General features: G+C 63.6%; 13 protein-coding genes. 7 read left to right on the forward strand and 6 right to left on the reverse strand.

Going from position 1 to position 16,991, the window contains the following annotated elements; genetic code table 11:
- The first annotated feature begins 102 nt into the window (after positions 1-102).
- Positions 103-918: a pyrroline-5-carboxylate reductase gene (gene proC / locus NKI19_RS09750; RefSeq protein ID WP_352488299.1), complete on the forward strand. Its 816-nt coding sequence runs from the start codon at positions 103-105 to the stop codon at positions 916-918.
- 285 nt (positions 919-1,203) lie between these two features.
- On the opposite strand, the gene NKI19_RS09755 is transcribed toward proC, so the two are convergent.
- Entirely contained in the window at positions 1,204-2,520 is a 1,317-nt protein-coding gene (locus NKI19_RS09755; protein WP_352488298.1) for an NAD(P)H-dependent oxidoreductase, read from the reverse strand.
- A gap of 97 nt (positions 2,521-2,617) precedes the next feature.
- A complete protein-coding gene (locus tag NKI19_RS09760) occupies positions 2,618-6,451 on the reverse strand; it encodes a caspase family protein (RefSeq protein ID WP_352566415.1) in 3,834 nt (1,277 codons plus the stop codon).
- Positions 6,452-6,702: 251 nt separating this feature from the next.
- Between NKI19_RS09760 and NKI19_RS09765 the strand changes: the two genes are divergently transcribed.
- Complete coding sequence (locus NKI19_RS09765; protein ID WP_352488295.1) at positions 6,703-7,584, forward strand: YihY/virulence factor BrkB family protein; 882 nt, start codon at positions 6,703-6,705, stop codon at positions 7,582-7,584.
- Between the two features lie 114 nt (positions 7,585-7,698).
- On the opposite strand, the gene NKI19_RS09770 is transcribed toward NKI19_RS09765, so the two are convergent.
- From NKI19_RS09770 to NKI19_RS09785, 4 genes are all read right to left on the reverse strand, one after another.
- Positions 7,699-8,460 (reverse strand): glutamine amidotransferase, encoded by a 762-nt coding sequence (locus NKI19_RS09770; RefSeq protein WP_352488293.1) that lies wholly within the window; start codon positions 8,458-8,460, stop codon positions 7,699-7,701.
- Positions 8,461-8,543: 83 nt separating this feature from the next.
- Positions 8,544-9,545: a rhamnose ABC transporter substrate-binding protein gene (locus tag NKI19_RS09775; protein ID WP_352488291.1), complete on the reverse strand. Its 1,002-nt coding sequence runs from the start codon at positions 9,543-9,545 to the stop codon at positions 8,544-8,546.
- Positions 9,546-9,591: 46 nt separating this feature from the next.
- On the reverse strand, positions 9,592-10,581 hold the full coding sequence (locus tag NKI19_RS09780) for an ABC transporter permease (RefSeq protein WP_352488289.1): 990 nt from the start codon (positions 10,579-10,581) through the stop codon (positions 9,592-9,594).
- Positions 10,578-13,136, reverse strand: a complete 2,559-nt coding sequence (locus NKI19_RS09785; RefSeq protein WP_352488287.1) for an ATP-binding cassette domain-containing protein — start codon at positions 13,134-13,136, stop codon at positions 10,578-10,580. The genes NKI19_RS09780 and NKI19_RS09785 overlap by 4 nt, the downstream gene beginning before the upstream one ends.
- 196 nt (positions 13,137-13,332) lie before the next feature.
- On the opposite strand from NKI19_RS09785, the gene NKI19_RS09790 reads away from it, so the two are divergent.
- The 5 genes from NKI19_RS09790 to NKI19_RS09810 all read left to right on the forward strand — a co-directional run bounded on the left by NKI19_RS09790 (position 13,333) and on the right by NKI19_RS09810 (position 16,966).
- On the forward strand, positions 13,333-14,616 hold the full coding sequence (locus tag NKI19_RS09790; RefSeq protein WP_352488285.1) for an ROK family transcriptional regulator: 1,284 nt from the start codon (positions 13,333-13,335) through the stop codon (positions 14,614-14,616).
- Between the two features lie 191 nt (positions 14,617-14,807).
- Positions 14,808-15,008: a CsbD family protein gene (locus NKI19_RS09795; protein WP_023719429.1), complete on the forward strand. Its 201-nt coding sequence runs from the start codon at positions 14,808-14,810 to the stop codon at positions 15,006-15,008.
- 288 nt (positions 15,009-15,296) lie between these two features.
- Entirely contained in the window at positions 15,297-15,773 is a 477-nt protein-coding gene (locus NKI19_RS09800; RefSeq protein WP_352488284.1) for a hypothetical protein, read from the forward strand.
- A 264-nt stretch (positions 15,774-16,037) separates the two neighbouring features.
- Entirely contained in the window at positions 16,038-16,295 is a 258-nt protein-coding gene (locus tag NKI19_RS09805; RefSeq protein WP_352488283.1) for a hypothetical protein, read from the forward strand.
- Positions 16,296-16,372: 77 nt separating this feature from the next.
- Positions 16,373-16,966, forward strand: a complete 594-nt coding sequence (locus tag NKI19_RS09810) for an SOS response-associated peptidase (RefSeq protein WP_352488282.1) — start codon at positions 16,373-16,375, stop codon at positions 16,964-16,966.
- Positions 16,967-16,991: the final 25 nt, after the last annotated feature.

Genomic DNA, 16,991 nt, shown 5'->3' on the forward strand with positions numbered 1-16,991 from the left:
CCAACCGCAAGGTCCGGGTTTCCGCCTGATCACGGTCCCAACAGGGCTTCCCCGCCCTGCCGCGAACGTCTATGGGGAAGCCATCTCTATGGGAGGCTTTCGATGACGATCAGGCTTGTTCTCGCCGGTTGCGGCAATATGGGCTACGCCATGCTCTCGGGCTGGCTGAAAGCCGGCAAGCTCGCTCCGGCTGCGGTGTTCGTGGTCGAGCCGAATGCCGAGTTGCGTAAGCGTGCCGAAGCGCTGGGCTGCTCTGCTGCCGCGGATGCCGGTGCCATCCCGGCGGACGCCGTGCCCGCCCTCATCGTCCTTGCGGTCAAGCCACAGGTGATCCGCGACGTGACCGCCGGCTACATCCGCTTCAACGATGGCCGAACCACTTTCCTCAGCATCGCCGCCGGGACGCCGGTCGCCACGTTCGAAGGCATTCTCGGCGACCGCGCACCGATCGTGCGCTGCATGCCCAACACGCCGGCGGCGATCGGCAAGGGCATGATGGTGGTGTTTTCCAACAGCCTGGTTTCCGAGGACACCAAACGCCTTGTCGCCGACCTGCTTTCGGCGAGCGGGCAAGTGGCCGACATCGACGACGAAGGCCTGATGGACGCGGTGACGGCAGTCTCCGGATCGGGGCCGGCGTATATCTTCCATTTCATCGAAGCGCTGACGGTGGCCGCCGAGAAGGCCGGCCTGCCTGGCAAGGTCGCAAAGCTCCTGGCCATGCAGACGGTCTACGGCGCCGCATCGCTGGCCGCCGAAAGCGGCGAGGAGCCGGGCGTGCTCAGACAGCAGGTGACCAGCCCCAACGGCACCACGGCTGCCGCCCTTGCGGTGCTGATGGGCGAGGACCGGCTGACGCAACTGCTCACCGAAGCGGTGGAAGCGGCGCGGCTGCGCTCGATCGAGCTGGGGAAGTAGGGGGCGGGGCTGGAAGCCGTCGGCGGAAGGCCGATCATGCGTTTCAGTGGCAATGGCCACCTGGAGAAAAGCCGCTAAGCAGCGATCCTTCGCGCTCCCCTCTGTCCTGCCGGACATCTCCCCCACGAGGGGGGAGATTGGCAGGTTGGGCGCTTCGCTCACGAACTGCGATGTTGGAGATTGGCGAAAGCCGGCATGACGTCCGATCTCCCCCCATGTGGGGGAGATGTCCGGCAGGACAGAGAGGGGCGCTGTCCCGCCGACGTCAAAGTTTCTGCACCCCACCTACCCCGCCCCATACAGCATCTCGTCCTGCAGCCGGCGCAAGGCGAACAGCCTGGTCGTCGGGTCGGGCGCGGCATTGTCGGCGGTGAGCAATTCGCCTTTCCTCACCGGTTTCAGCACCTTGCCGCCTTCGAGCAGACCGACCGGCACGGCGTGGTGGGCGCGGGCCTCTTCGACGGTCATGGTCCAGGAGCGGTAGCAGGTCTCGCCGATCGCGTCGAAAACCTCGCCTGCCGCCAAATCCCGCTTGGCCACGGCGCAGACCTCGGCCACCGGCCGCGGCAGCGGCACCATGTCGGGCTTGCCGTAAAGCGCGATACGGGCGGCGGTCAGCGGCACTTCAAGCGAGGTCAGATGGTAGGGCCTGAAGAAGCTGTAATAGGGGCCGTGGCCGATATGCAGATCGTTCATGCGCTCGATGATGCGCGGATGCGTCGCCTCGACGATGACGAAGACACCGGGCGCCACGCCCTTGCCGACGGTGTAGTCCACGACGCCCTTCTTCGACAGGATGCCGCCCTGCTCGCGCGGGATCAGCACCTTGACCAGCTCGTCGCGATCGGCCTTGGGCCCGTGCATGCCGGGAACGTCGGGCACCAGCCCGGTGGCGTTGGCAATGGCGCACATCTCGACCATGGTTTTCGAGCCGTCGACGAACTCGACCAGCATGCGCGGGTTCATGTTGCGGCGCAGCGCTTCCGCGCGGTAGTCGTCGGGAACGGCGTCGTGGTTGAGCGGGTTGTTCTTGCCTTTGCCGGCGGAGACGATGGTGTAGCCGAGCGCCGAGGCGAACTCGATCAGCTCCATGCAGCTCGACGGCTCGTCGCCGGCGCCGACCGAATAGACGACGCCGAGCCGGTCCGCCTGCTGCTTCAGATAGCAGCCGATGGTGACGTCGGCCTCGACATTCATCATCACCAGATGCTTGCCGTGCTGCATCGCCATCAGGTCGAAATCGGCGGCGACGCCGGGCTTGCCGGTGGCGTCGATGACGACATCGATAAGCGGATTGGTGACCAGCATTTCGTTCGAGGTGATGGCGATCTTGCCACTTTCGATCGCCTGGCTGACCTTCGAAGCGCTGTCCGCTTCGGCTGCCATCGCCTCGTCGCCATAGGCGATGCGGATGGCGTCACGCGCCGTATGCGGCCGGCGGGTCGAGATCGCGCAAACCGAAATGCCCGGCATCAGCATGCCTTGCGTCACCAGGTCGGTGCCCATCTCGCCCGAACCGATAACGCCGATGCGCACCGGGCGGCCTTCCGCGGCACGCTTGGCAAGATCGCGGGCAAGCCCGGTCAATGCGACATTGGTCATACTGGAACGTCCACTGCTTTTTGATTTGAAGCGGGAATAGCAGGGAACGGCAACCCATTGCCAATCGAAACCGGCCGCGGCCGCCTTTTCCTGTGCGCTATTGCAATTCGGCCAGCAAGGCTTGTGCCTCGGCGAGGTTCTTGGCGGAGCCGGCGGCAAGGTCGTCCATTTTTCGATCCCTGAAGACGACAAGTGCGTGCTGGCAGGCGGCGATTGCTTCCTCGGCCATTGCCTTCTGCTTGCGGGCAGCACCCAGATCGGTAAGCACGTCGCACAGGCTGTCCTCGGTGAAGGCGACGCCCAGCACCGAACCGATCTTCTTCTGCACGACGATGGCCTCGCGCAGGATCGGCACCGCCTCCTCGAATTTGGCGACGTTGTTTTCGGCACGGCCGGCGAGCGTCAGCTGATAGCCGATCTCGTTTTGCAGGCTCGCCCAGCGGTCGGGATCGCGGTCGCGGCCGACCTGATCTGCCAGCGCCCGGTTGACGGCGACCGCCTCGGCGAACAGAGCCGGCGAAGGCTCTTTCGCGCCGATCATGCCAAGCACATTGGCCAGGCTTGCCTGCGTGCTGGCCCAGGGTTCGGGGGCGCGGTCGCGCGTGCGCACGCTCTGGATCAAGCGATAGATGCCGGCCGAGCGCTTCAGCAGGGCGACGTCGTCGCGCCAGTAGCCCAGCGTAGACAGCGCACTGGCCAGATTGGCCTGGTTGCGCAGCCATTCGTCGGCATCCCTGTCGCGGCTCATCACCGTCAGTGCCGCCTCATAGGCGTGGACCGATTTGGCCATGGCGTCCGGGTCGGAGCTGGCGTTTGCCTGCATCATGCGGGCATTGCCGAGGTCGCCTTCGGCCGAAGCCCAGAGCAAGCGGTCGGGCAACGTGGCATAGACGGCCAGTGCCTTCTCATGCGCGGCTGCCGCCTTCTGGTAGAGCGATGGGTCATTGGCGCTGTCGGCAAGGTAGTAATAGGCGCTGCCGAGTTCGTTCTGCAGCTGGGCGTAATCTTCCGGCACCGTGGCGATGTCGTAGAAAGGTAGCGCCGCTTGCAGCGCCGTCGCCGACTGGCGGAACGCTTCGCCGTCATGCGTCCGGTCGCCCAGCACCAGGAGTACGTGGCCCAGGCCCCATTGCGCTGCCGCCCAGGCGTCAGGATCGCCGTCGCGGCTCTGCACCTCGAGCGCCGCACGATAGGCCACCGCCGAGCGCTGGAGCGCTTCGCCCCGACCGCCATTGGCCTTGCCGAGCATGGAAAGTGCTGCGCCCAGCCGGTACTGCGTCTTCGCCCAGTCCTTCGGGGCGCTCTCCTTGCTTCGCACGGTGAGCGCTGCACCATAGGCGGCGACCGCTTCTTCAAGGACCGTTTTGTCGCGAGCACGGTCGCCCCAGGTCGATAGCGTATTGCCGAGACTGTGCTCGATTGAAGCAAACTCGATTGGAGCAGCGGAGGCGGTATAGATCTGCGAGGCCTCGCGATAGGCGGACGCCGACTTCCGGAGATAGTCGATGCCGGTGTCCCGATCGCCAAGCGTCGCATAGACCGAGCCCAGATTCTGCTTCAGCGAGGCCCAGTCGAGCGGCAGCTTTTCGCGCGGATATGCAGAAAGTGCGGCCTCATAGGCAGTGATCGCCTTGAGCAGCGCGTCGTTGCCGTCCTGCCTGGCGCCCAGGCGCTGCAAGGCATTGCCAAGCGTCAACTGGCCGTTCGCCCAGCTCGCCGGCGCACGCTCGCGCGTCCAGACCGTCAGTGCCGCCTCTGCCGCCTCCCGAGCGCGTTGCAGCGTGGCGATGTCGCCATTGATCTGGCCGATCGATTCCAGCGCCGAGCTCAAATTATTCTGGACCGTCGCCCATTGCGCCGGGGCGCGCTCGCGCGTCATTTCCTCGGTGGCAGCCTGATAGGCGGCCACCGCCTGCTCAAGCGTCGGCACGTCTTTTTCACGCTCGCCAAGGCGAAACAAGGCCGCGCCGAGATTGACCTGGCTCAACGCCCAGTCGAGCGGGACGCGCTCCCTGCGGTATTCGGTCAGCGCGGCGCGATGCGCTTCGATCGAAGCGCGGAAACTGTCGGTCGTGGCCTGGCGCTCGCCGATCTCGGATAGCACGATGCCGAGATTATTCTCAGTCGCCGCCCATTCGAGCGGCATTTTTTTGGCCCCTTGCACCGCGAGCGCCGCGCGAAAGGAGGCGACGGCCTTGTCGAGCAGTGCGGTACCATTCTCGCGCTGGCCGAGCCGCCAATAGACGGTGCCGAGATTGCCAAGCGTCGAGGCCCAGTCGTCCGGATCGGCGTCGCGTGTGTAGACGCTCAGCGCCTGGTCGAAGGCGGCAGCCGCCCTGTCGAGGTTTTCGCGACCGGCCTCGCGTTCGCCCAGCGTCGACAGTGTGGTGGCGAGATTGTTTTGCGTGGCCGCCCATTGCCGCGGACTGTTTTCGCGCGACACATAGGTCAGCGCGTTTTCATAGGCAGCGACCGCCTGCGCCAGAAAGGCGTTGTCGCCAGAGAAAGAACCGTGCGCGGAGAGCGCCTGGGCCTCGGCTGCCTTGTAGAACCAGGCTTCATGGTCGTCCCATTTCTCGACCTGCTCATACGCCTTGGCATAGTCCTGAGCTGCCGCCTGATAGCTGAAGGAAATTTCGTAGGTCTTGGCGCTGTCGCCGAAGACTTCGGCAAACTCGAAACGACGCGCCTTGAGGTCGGCTTCGGCCTGGTCGACGGTCTTTGACAGTTCGCCAACGCGGGCCTTGGCCTGTTCATGGATTTTCTGCGCTGTTTCGAGTGCGCCTTCCTGCACCGCCTGCTCGGCCAGTCTTGAAAGCCGCACGATTTCCGGATCCTGGCTCTTCAGTGTCGCCTGCTCGGCCAGCACCTGTTTCAGCCGCTCGGTCTGGCCACGCAGCAATTTGTCGAGTTCGGCCGCATCCCTGGGTGTCTCGGTGCCCAGCGTCTTCAGCATGGCGTAGAGCGCGTCCATCGGTACGCCGCCATCGCAGGCGATCGTCTCGATCTGGCGGCGTTGCGGGTCGGGCAACGTCGAGATCGTCACCAGCAGCCGGCGGCGCTCGCTGAGTATCTCGCCCTCCTCGCCTTTCGGCACCTCGGCGGGCGTACCGAAATAGAGCAGCCGGCGCAGGCTCTCATTGACCCACGGCCGCTGCCGGCCGCCGGTCTTGAGATAGACCTCCTCGCCGATCATGCGCAGCACGGTGCCGAATTCCTCGCCGCCCATCGTGTCGATGTGACGCAAAATGGCTGCCGCATAGGGGCTGTTGCCATCGGCGGGACCGTCGAGGGCCACCTTGCCGGGCTCGGCGGCAAAACCGATGACCTGGCCCAGGCTGTCATCGGCCGAACCCTTGGCCGGCGCGCTGCCGTTCAGCGCCACGACGCTGCGCGTTTCGCCGAGGCCGCCGGCGCCGATCGGCTTGCCCGCTTCACCCGGCTCGAGTTTCAAAAGCGTGCCCGGTGGAAACGGATCGTTGCGGCAGGCATCGAGCAGCACGATGGTGACCGGCACCTTGGCCTTCAGCTCGGCCACGATCGACGACAGCGGCACCAGATTCTCGCCGGCATCGTCGAGCGCTGTAATGTCGGCATCGACCGGCACCAGGAAATTCTCGCCGCCGGCTTCGATGCCGTGGCCGGAATAGTAGATAATGGCGACGTCGGCACCCTCGGCATCGTCGACGAAGCCTTCGAGGTCACGCCGCAATTTGCGCGCGTCGCGATTGGTCGCGACATCGGTTTCGAAGCCGAGCCTGTCGAACATCTCCTCGATGGCGCGGGCGTCGTTTTCCGGATTGGGCAGCTTGCCGACGTGCTCATAGTCGGACTGCCCGATGACGAGCGCGACGCCTTTCAGCGCCTTCGGCTCTTCAGCCCGCGCAGGAACCAGCGCGCACAAAAGTGCAAGCAGCGCGGCAAACGCCACGCTTATGCGCCCCGTTGCCCCTGGAAACAGCATCGTCGCCCACCCCAAACCCAGCGCGCCATCTTCCGCAACGGCATGGCATCATGATGGCCGGCGCGTGGCAAGTGTTCGGGCAAGAGGTGTTCTTGTCGTGGGGACGGGAGGCAGGAATGTCATGCTGCTCCACGCCCCCTCCTGTCCCGCCGGCCTCTCGCCCCTCGCCCAGCGCTGCGCCGCCGCTACTTGTTTGTTGACAGGCATGCGAGGCCCACATGTGGATTTTGGCAGCAGAGGGCTGGAGGCTTCTCAAGCAGAGCGTCCTCGGCTTCATTGATGACAATGCGCTGAGCCATGGGGCGGCGATAGCGTTTTATGCCACGACCTCGCTCGCGCCGATCCTGCTCATCATTGTCGCTATCGCCGGCATGGCCTTCGGGCACGAGGCGGCGCAACTCGCGCTTTCGGCACAGATCGCCGGCCTGATGGGGCCGCAAAGTGCCGAGCTGCTGCAGGCGACGATCGAAAACGCTTCGCAGAAGGAAGCGGGAACCGTTGCCAGCATTCTGGGGCTGGTCACGCTGTTCGTTGCCGCATCCGGCGTGTTCGGCGAGATGCAGCTGGCGCTGAACGAAATCTGGAAAGTCAAACCGAGCGGGGCAACGATTTCACGGCTGGTCCGGGCACGCATTGCAAGCCTGGGCCTGGTCGCCGCCCTCGGCTTTCTGCTCTTGGTGTCGCTGGTTGTGAGCGCCGTGATTTCGGCGCTCGGAGACATCATCAACGCCTATCTGCCGTTCGGCACCATCATCCTGAGCGCCATCAACGGGATCGTGTCGTTTGCCCTGATCACGCTGCTGTTTGCCGCGATCTACAAGGTGCTGCCCGACCGCAGCCTGCAATGGCGCGATGTCGGCATCGGCGCGGTGGTCACCGGGTTTCTGTTCACCATCGGCAAGTCGCTGATTGGCTGGTATATCGGAACCAGCGCCATCTCATCATCATACGGCGCGGCCGGCGCCCTGCTCGTCGTGCTGTTATGGGTCTATTATTCGGCGGAGATATTTCTGCTGGGCGCCGAATTCACGCGAGCCTATTCGGTTCGACACGGCAGCCGGTCCGATTTGAAGAACAAGGTGGAATCGCATCACAAATGAATTCACGCCGATATTCGACCTGGCCGGTAAGGTGGTGCTGGTCACCGGCGCCTCGCGAGGCAGCGGAGGCAGCGGCAGGCGGACTGCACCGATCAAACCTGGTGTCCAGCTTTCTCATTCATTGCCGGCGAGCCAACGGACCATGTTCGCCATCAGTCTTCCGTAGAACGGCCATCCGAGGAAATCCTGCGAGAGCCAATGCGGGCCGATATCGGTTGCCCAGGCAATCGTGCGGCCGCGGCCATGGCTGCCGACGGCAAGGAGCGGCCAGTCGGTGCCGCGATGGTGGCAGGTCGCCAGAAGCCGGGACGAACTGTCGCGCCTGAATTCCAGCTTGTTCATGCCGAGAATCGGCGGCAACGGCCCCTCCACCCCGGAAAAAATCGGATGTGACGACTGCAGGATGGAGGCCTGCAGTCCTTGCGGCACCTCCATGCCGTCGCAGTAGGGCAGGCAACGGACCGGCAGAACGTCCTCGACCGGGGTGTCGTGGAAACGCGCTGTCCCGAACATGCCCTGAAAGCCCATATAGCCGCCGGCCAGCATCAGACCGCCGCCAGCTTCGACATAGGCTTTGAGCAGATCGAGGCGGTTGACGCCGACACGCCCGGCGCGGGCATCCGGCGTCACCAGCAATGTCAGGGCGCCGACATCGGAGATCACCACCGCCTGATATTGGGCGAGCCCATCGAGGTCATAGGGAAACTCCGCGCTGCAACGCTCGCCGCCGATCTGCGTGACGGCGATGCCTTCAGTGGCCAGCGCGGCATTGAAGGCCGTTGCACCATTTGTCGAGGCCGCACTTGTAAGCACATCACTACCGATGGCGACCGAGGTCGTCGCCGCAAAGGTTTCGCCTGCAAGCAATATCTTCATTGCCGTCCGCACTGTTTTCATTCGAGAGGTTTTAGGAAGGGCGCCGGATGGACCGGCGCCCCTAGAATTCAAGCTCTATAGGATCAGAACTTGAACTCGGCCAGATTTTCGGGGGTCACGATCTTGGCCGGACCAAGGATCAGTTCGCCGCCGGCGCCAATCGTGTATTCGCCGAGCCTGCCTGCCGTGAACTTCTCACCCTCCTTGCCGGTGATCTTGCACTGCGCAAGCGCCTGGGCCGTCTGATAGGTAAGGTAGCCAAGATCGGTGACGTTCCACCAGATATCCTGAGCCGCCCCGTCCTTGATGTATTTCGAGATCAGAGTGGCCGGCGCGAGGCCGGTCAGCTTGACCTTGCCGATCATGCCCGCCTCCTCGAGTGCTCGCGCGGCCGCCGGAAGGCCGATGCCAGCCGGGACGATGATCACCTTGAGATCCGGAAACGCCTGGACCAGCGCCAACGCCTGTTGCTGGTTGATTTGTTCGCTTTCTTCGCCATAGGCGACCTGCACCAGCTTCATCTTGGAGAACTTCGGCTCGGCCGCCATCTTCGCCTTCATGAAGTCGATCCAGGCGTTCTGGTTGGTTGCCGTCGGCGTCGACGACAGGATCGCGAATTCGCCTTCACCGCCGCTGAGGGCGAATGCACTTTCGAGCATCATTTCTGCCAGACTGTCGCCCTTCACCTGATTGACAAATGCCGCGCGGGCATCGGCGGCCACATCGGAGTCATACGAAATCACCCTGACGCCCTGCTGAACGGCGCGCTTCAGCGCAGGCGCAACGGCATTGGCGTCGTTGCCGGCAATTGCGATGACCCCGACCTTCTGCGACACGAGGCTGTTGATGAATTCGATCTGCGCCTCGGCGGTCGCCTGCGATGGGGCGACCTGGGTAGCGGTGCCGCCAATTTCCTTGGCTGCCTCTTGTGCGCCTCCGAAGGCCACTTTGAAGTAGGGGTCTGTGTCGAGCTTGGGCAGGAAACCGACCGTTACGGGTTCCTTGGCGCACTCCTGGCTGAAGGCCAGCGACGTTGGCGCAAGCAGAACCGCGGATGCGAGCAGGGCTAATCTAAACGCTTTCATTGTGACTCCTCCGTCAAAATTCGGGCTTGAAGGAAGGGGCCCGAGATCACCCCTTTGTCTCGCGCATTGCGCGGGATCTGCTGAGCATCTCCTGTGTGGAGCGCCAGTAATTGCCGACCAGCAGCGAGCCGATCAGAAGCAGGCCGATAATCATGCCCTGCGCGTCGCCACCGATCTGGTTCAGCGCCAGCACGTTGCGGATGATGGCGATCAGGACCAGTGCCAGCATGACGCCGGTCAGGCGGCCCTTGCCGCCAAAGACGCTGACGCCGCCAAGCAGCACGATGGTGATGACGTCGAGCTCCATGCCGAGCGCATTGTTGGCGCGGGCGTTGGAAAGGCGCGCGGTATAGACGATGCCGGCTATCGCCGCGACGACGCCCGAGACGACGAACAGGTTCAGCACCATCCGGCGCGTGTTTATGCCGGAATAGCGCGCCACTTCAGGGCTGCCGCCGAGCGCGTAGATGCGCTTGCCGGTCGGCGTCTTCTGCAGCACGACCGCAAAAACCGGCGCCAGCACCATGAAGGGGACGATGGTCCACGGTATCTCGGTGCCAGGCAGGTTGTTGATGCCGAAATCGACGACCGCGGGCGGCAGGATGTTGACCGAGCCGGTGCCGAGCAGGATGTAGCCAATGCCTCTATAGAGCGCCATGGTGCCGAGCGTCACAACCAACGACTGCAGTCCAAGGCCCGAGACCAGATAGCCGTTGAAAGCACCGAGCAGGCCGCCGATGGCGAGCGTCAGCGGGATTGCGGCAAGCGTCGGCACACCGGCCTGGACCAGCAAGCCAAAGACGACGGAGGTCAGCGCCAGCAGCGAGGCGATCGACAGGTCGATCTCGCGGGTAATGATGAGCAGCGTCATCGGCAGGATCAGCAATGCCTTTTCCGAGGCGCTGGCGGCGAGCTGCGAGAGATTGAAGCCGGAAACGAAATTCGGCACGAAGATCGCGGCATAGAGGAAGATGGCCAGGCAAGAGGTCGCCAACAGCAGATCCCAGAAGTCGATCGAACGGAGGAACTTTTTCACCGCGCCCTCGCCTGTCTTGCCTGCTCGGCGCGCCGCACGATGAAGGTGTCGATGCCGATGGCGACCAGGATAACCAGACCGTAGACGCCCTGCAGCCACAGCGGATCGACGCGCACCAGCGTCAGCCCGTTCTTGATGACGAGCAGCGTGAGGGCTCCGAGGATGATACCGAGCAGCGTGCCCGAACCACCGCGGATGGCGACGCCACCGACCACCGCCGACGCGATCACCGTGAGTTCGAAACCGAGCGCGACGCGGGCGTCGATGGTCGCATAGCGCGATGCCCACAGCGCGCCGCACAGGCCGCCGAGCAGGCCGGCCATGCCAAAGGCCAGCAGGATGCGCCGGTCGACGGGGATGCCGATGAGACGCGCGCCGTCGGGATTGGAGCCGGCGGCGAACAATTCGCGCCCGATGGCGGTGCGATAGAGCAGCACGTAGCCCAAGCAGAGGATGACGACCGCAATGACGACGATCAGCGGCACGCCGGCGATCTTCAGGCCGGTCATGTCGAGCCAGGCTTGCGTGACTTCGTCGGCGCTGATCTGGTCGCCGGCTGCCCAGATCGAGTTGAAGCCACGGAAGATCGACATCGAGGCCAGCGTGACGACGATCGCCGGGATCTTTCCCCTGGTGACGACGAGGCCGTTGATCAGGCCGGCGACGCCACCGACGGCGCATGCGGTTATCAGGCCGATGCCGATGTCGAGCCCCGGATAGGCCTGGACCATGCTGGCCGCCATGTAAGCCGACAGGCCGATCACCGCTGCGATCGAAAGGTCGATGTTGCGGGTGATCAGCACCAGCATCTGCGCGAGTGCTGCAACGACGAGCAGGGCGGCATCCATCGACACGGCGGTCAGGTTTGCAGCGCTCACCATGCGCGGGTTGATGATGGTTACCGGGATGGCGACCGCCAGCATCGCGGCGAGCAGGCCGAACTCCCGCCGCTTCAGTATGTCGAGCGGTCCTTTTCTTGTCTCCTGGCCGGCGGCCTGTGCCGCCGCATCGGCGCCTTCGCCGGCCTTGGTCGCTGCTTCCAGCACCTTTTCCTGAGTGGCTTCGCCCCTGGTGAATTCGGCCGTCCGATGGCCTTCGCGCAGGACGATGATGCGGTCGCACATGCCGATGAGCTCGGGCATTTCGGAGGAGATCAGGATGATCGCCATGCCTTGCGCGGCAAGGTCGGCGATCATTGCATGCACTTCCGCCTTGGTGCCGACGTCGATGCCTTGCGTCGGCTCGTCGAGGATGAGGACGCGCGGTTCGGTGCGCAGCCACTTGGCCAACACCACCTTCTGCTGGTTGCCGCCGGACAGTTCCTTCACCGGCTGCGCGTAGCCGGAAAAGCGGAGCTTCATGCGCTTCAGCCAGTCCGAAACCAGATCGATCGCGCGGTTCGTGCCGTAGAAGCCGGAGCGGGCTGCCTTGTCGAGGACGGGCAGCACGGCGTTGTCGAGGATGGAAAAATCCATCACCAGGCTCTGGCCCATGCGGTCTTCCGAGACATAGGCGATACGCGCATCCATGGCGTCGCGTGCCGACGCGAAGCGCACAGCTTCGCCGTCGATCAGGATTTCGCCGGCATCGGGCCGGTCGATGCCGAACAGCACGCGCGCGATCTCGGTCCGCCCGCTGCCGACGAGGCCGCCGAGCCCGAGCACCTCTCCGGCATGGAGCTTGAGGTCGATATTGGAAAAGCCGCCGGCGTGTGAAAGCCCCCTCGCCTCCAGCACCAGTGCGCCGGTGGCGTGGTTTCGCTGCGGATAGAGGTCGGTGACCTCGCGGCCAACCATCATGCCGATGGCGGCGGCGCGGCCAAGCTCGGCCTTCGGCTTGACACCAATGAGACGCCCGTCGCGCAGCACCGCGATGCGGTCGGCGATGCGGAAAATCTCGTCCATGCGGTGGCCGACGAACATCATCGCCACGCCGTGCAGCCGCAGGTCGGCGACGACGGTGAACAGCCGCTCGACCTCGCGCTGCGACAGGGCGGCCGTCGGCTCGTCCATGATCAGCACCCGCGCGTCGAGCGACAGGGCGCGGGCGATCTCGACCAGTTGCTGTTCGGAGGTGCGCAACGTTCCGAGCCGGGTCTCGGCCGGCACGTCGAGGCCGACTGTCGCCAGCACCCTGCGCGCGCCGGCAAGCATGGCGGCGTTGTCGATGCCGCCGAAGCGGTCGCGCGGCATATGGCCGAGATAGATGTTCTCCGCCACCGAAAGATCCGGGAAAAGACCGGGATGCTGGTGCATGACCGAGATGCCGGCAGCCTGGGCGTCGTGCGGCGAATGGAAGACCACAGGCTTGCCGTCGACTTCGACATGGCCGCCGGTCGGGAGATACACGCCGGCCAGCAGCTTTACGCAGGTGCTTTTGCCGGCGCCGTTTTCGCCAAGTAGAGCCAGCACCTCGCCTGAGCGCAATTCAAAGGACGCGTCCTTTAGGGCAATCGTGCCGCCGAAGGCCTTTGTCGCCTGAACCAGGGCAACCGGGACAGCCGCGTCGCTCTTCACCACGGCATCGGCTTCGCCTAATGCGCCCAAGTGCAGCACCTTTCCTCCCTGGTCCTGTTTTTTCAATTTGCTATATTAATTGGCTGAATGCCGCAACTGGAAAATTGACTTCCATGGCCGCGAAGGGCACTGTCGCGTCGCGCACGGGTGCGAGTGGAGTGCTCGACCCCGCGGCAGCCTCAAGGCTGCAAGCGGCTGGAGTGGCTCTGCGGGAATGAATGGGGAGGCGCCGGTTTTGTCCGGAAAAGGCAGCAATTCGGTCAAGGTGCGGCATTATAACGAGCGCTTCGTGCTTGATGCCATTCGCCGGCTGAAGGAGGCATCCAAGTCCGATCTGGCGCGCGCCGCAAATCTGACGCCGGCCGCGGTCGCCACCATTGTCGACGGGCTGGAATCGTCCGGATTCGTAAAGCAAGTGGGAAAAAGGTTCGGACAACGCGGATCGCCATCCACTCTCTACCGACTTGCACCGGAGCGTATCTACAGCGTCGGCATCAAGATCGGCCGGCGCGCGCTGGAAGCCGTGCTCGTCGACTTTGCCGGCGAGGTCCGCTCGCGCGAGTCGCACGAATATCGCTTTCCGGATCCCGATATGGTGCTCAAGGCCGGCAACATGTCGCTCGCCAATTTCGACAAGCTGCTCGAGGGGCTTGGCGATGCCAGCATCGTCGGCGTCGGCATCGCCTCGCCATATTTCCTCGGCGGCTGGAGCGAAGAGCTCGGCTTTCCCGACGATCTCGGCAGCCGCTGGGAAGCAATCGATCTGACGACGTTCTTCGCCACAAAGCCGAAGACCCCGGTCTTCGTGGAAAACGACGCATCATCGGCCGCACTCGCCGAACTCATCCAGGGGACCGGCGCGCGCTTCCGCGACTTCATGCATATTTCGATCGATACCTTTGTCGGCGGCGGACTGGTGCAAGGCGGCAAGGTCCATACCGGGCCGCACGGCAACAGCGCCGCGCTTGGTCCTTTGCCGGTCTCGCCTTCAAGCCTCGATTCGGTGGCGGCCAAGCCGGCGCGCTACCAGAGCCTGCTGCATCGCGCTTCGATCTATGTGCTGGTCAATCATCTCAAATCGCGCGGCATCGAGATCAATCGCGTGCGCGAGCTCGATCCCTTGCCGCCGGGGGCGCGCGAGCCGTTGTCCGAATGGATCGACGATTGTGCCAATGCGCTGGTCGAGGCGATCATCGCCATCACTTCGGTCATCGACATCGAGGCGATCGTTCTCGACAGCATCCTGCCGCGGCCGATCCATCTCGAGCTGCTGGCAAAGGTGCAGACCCAGTTCAACAGGATCAGCGCCATCGGCATCGTGGCGCCGGAAATCGTCTCTGGACAATTCGGCCCCGAGGCCTCGCCGATCGGCGCGGCGATGCTGCCGTTCTCGGCCCTGCTGGCCCCGGACAGCGGCGTGCTGATGATCGGCAAGGACAGAACAATGCTGCCGGGCAGCCTTTCGAGGCTCGCCAGCCAAAGCCAGCCTGGCAGAAGCTCAGCGACTTCAACGGGATAGGATGGCGCTGCAAGAGAGCATCAAGCTCCGGCCATCATCAATACCAGCTCGCAGTCCGGCACGGGCACGGCGGGCTTTTTGCGCCGGCACCGGAACTTTTAGCGGCTGCTAATCTTCATTCGTCACCAACATTGAAATGCCGATCGGTCCGCGCTCCGCTTAGTGCGGGCCCAGGAAGCAAGGAGGAACATATGAACTGGGATCAAATCAAGGGAAAATGGACGCAGTTCAAGGGCAAGGCGAAAGAGCAGTGGGGTGACCTCACCGACGACGATCTTGATCGTATCGAGGGCAATAGAGACCAGCTCTTGGGACGCATCCAGGAGCGATATGGCATCGCCAAGGAAGAGGCGGAGCGCCAGGTTGATAACTGGTCCAGAAGCATCAGCTGAGCCTTGGACGCAAGGCCGTCTGCTGCTCACCACCGGCGAAACGTTGCACTCAAGCAGGTCAGACTTAGGTCCCAAGCAAGATACTCCAGGATTGGACCGAAGCCCCGGCCGAGGAACGTAGCCGGCTGGCTCACGTTGTGGTGAGCTTTGGCGCGACGAAGATGCGTCCGGACGGAAGAGTTCAAAGCCAGGGAGGAGAGGCCCGACGCTCCTGACGAGCGTCGGGCCTGGGCGCAAATGCAAACGATCAGCAGACTGTTCAATTCCCATGCCCAGGCAGCACGTGCCGTGGCCAGACTTCAGGCTGCCGGGATTCGCCGCCGCCAGATCAGCGTCGTCGGATCTTACAACGACAATGATGAACCGATCAGCGTTGCTGGATACTACGACGATGAGATGAGCGCTCTCTGGCGGGGTGCGGTTGCTGGTGCCGCACTTGGCGCGACGGCCGGTCTGTTGGCCGGCTTAAGCGCTTTTGGAGCTCAAGGCGTTGATCCTGCGGGGATGACGGGGATGGCCCTGGTCGGTGCGGCGTGGGGCGGCTTTGCCGGCGTGCTTCTCGGAACTTTTGCCGATTTTGCCCAGAAGTCGCGCAAGCCGAAGATCGCAGAGGGTGTCGTACTGGTGATGGCCCGCGTCGATGAAAAGCAGGCCGGCGCCGCGCATACGGTGCTCCGGAGTTTCGCGGAGATGCCTTCCGGGCCGATGAAGAGGAGCGCTTTGCCGAATTCAAGCCGGCTCCGCGTCAGATCTGGTGCCCGATGAAGTTTGTTTCGCGAAACAGGAATTCAAACCGGAGGCGCCCGACGAAAGCTTGGCAAACCAACACTTTGGAAGCATGCGGGCTACTTGCCGTCGTGCTGTCCTTTATTCTTACTGTTCTGTTGGTTGGTCTCATCCTTGGCTGAACCCATGCCCTTGCCACCGGCGACACGATGCCCGGCAATTGGCGAAGGTGTGGCCAGTTCGAAGGATTGAACCATTCGTGCTAAGCGTTAATAGCTTGTAGCCATAGGAGAGGACGCCAACGTGGACAAACGGGCTGAAGGAGACGCGGGGAAATTGGCTCGAGGCGAGTTCGAGCTCAAAGCCGAACGATATGGCGTGAACGCCTTTCTTCTCGTTGTCGAACTTGTAAATCTGCTGGAGAAGCGCGGAACGATCAGCAGCAACGACGTCGCGAAAATAGCCGAGGCCGCCGCACTTGCCGTTGCCGCATCCAGTGAACCCGACGTGAACAGCATCAATCTGTTGCAGGCCATCGCTGCCGCCCGCCGGCCCAAATAGGCTTACATCAAATCCGCCAGCAATCGGCGCGAAACGCTATATTGAACTGATCTCGATCGAGCGTGCGGAGCCCTTCCATGTGCAATGACTACGAGCAGCACATCGCCTGGGCCGAATATTGCCGGATGATGGAATCGCTGGCGCTCAAAATCCCCAGCCATCAAACCGAATTGGATCTGCCGCAGGCGGATGACATCCACATCAACGACCCAGCGCCGGTAATGCGGGCTGCCGGCGACGCAATCGAACTGGCGTCGATGACGTTCGGCTTTCCCCCGGCCGGGCCAAAAGGCGGACCTGTATTCAACTTTCGCTCGGAGGGTCGGCAGTTCGGCAACAGCAAGCGCTGTCTCGTTCCGGCGTCGGCATTCTTCGAATTCACGGGAACGAAATATCCAAAAACCAAGCACAGGTTCACGCTGAATGGCCATTCGTTCATGGCGATTGCCGGGCTGTGGTGCGAGGGTGTCGGCAACAAGCCGCCGACGTTCGCGATGCTGACGAGCGAGCCAGGCCCGGATGTCGCGCCATATCACAACCGGCAAGTGGTTGTGCTGCGGCCATCGGACTGGGCGGCCTGGATCCACCTGACGAGGTCCGAGGCTGAACTCCTGCGACCGCTGCCGGAAGGATCGCTCCAAGTGGAGACAGCTCGGGCAGGTTCGGAGTAGGAACCATCGGGATAATTGCCCGCTG

This window comes from Mesorhizobium sp. M0751 (assembly GCF_040320265.1).
Taxonomy (GTDB): Bacteria; Pseudomonadota; Alphaproteobacteria; order Rhizobiales; family Rhizobiaceae; genus Mesorhizobium.

Bases quoted from the DNA above. Each gene is read 5' to 3' on its own strand.
- NKI19_RS09770 (WP_352488293.1), bottom strand. From the start codon at position 8,460: ATGAAGATATTGCTTGCAGGCGAAACCTTTGCGGCGACGACCTCGGTC.
- NKI19_RS09810 (WP_352488282.1), top strand. From the start codon at position 16,373: ATGTGCAATGACTACGAGCAGCACATCGCCTGGGCCGAATATTGCCGG.
- proC (WP_352488299.1), top strand. From the start codon at position 103: ATGACGATCAGGCTTGTTCTCGCCGGTTGCGGCAATATGGGCTACGCC.
- NKI19_RS09795 (WP_023719429.1), top strand. From the start codon at position 14,808: ATGAACTGGGATCAAATCAAGGGAAAATGGACGCAGTTCAAGGGCAAG.
- NKI19_RS09775 (WP_352488291.1), bottom strand. From the start codon at position 9,545: ATGAAAGCGTTTAGATTAGCCCTGCTCGCATCCGCGGTTCTGCTTGCG.
- NKI19_RS09755 (WP_352488298.1), bottom strand. From the start codon at position 2,520: ATGACCAATGTCGCATTGACCGGGCTTGCCCGCGATCTTGCCAAGCGT.
- NKI19_RS09765 (WP_352488295.1), top strand. From the start codon at position 6,703: ATGTGGATTTTGGCAGCAGAGGGCTGGAGGCTTCTCAAGCAGAGCGTC.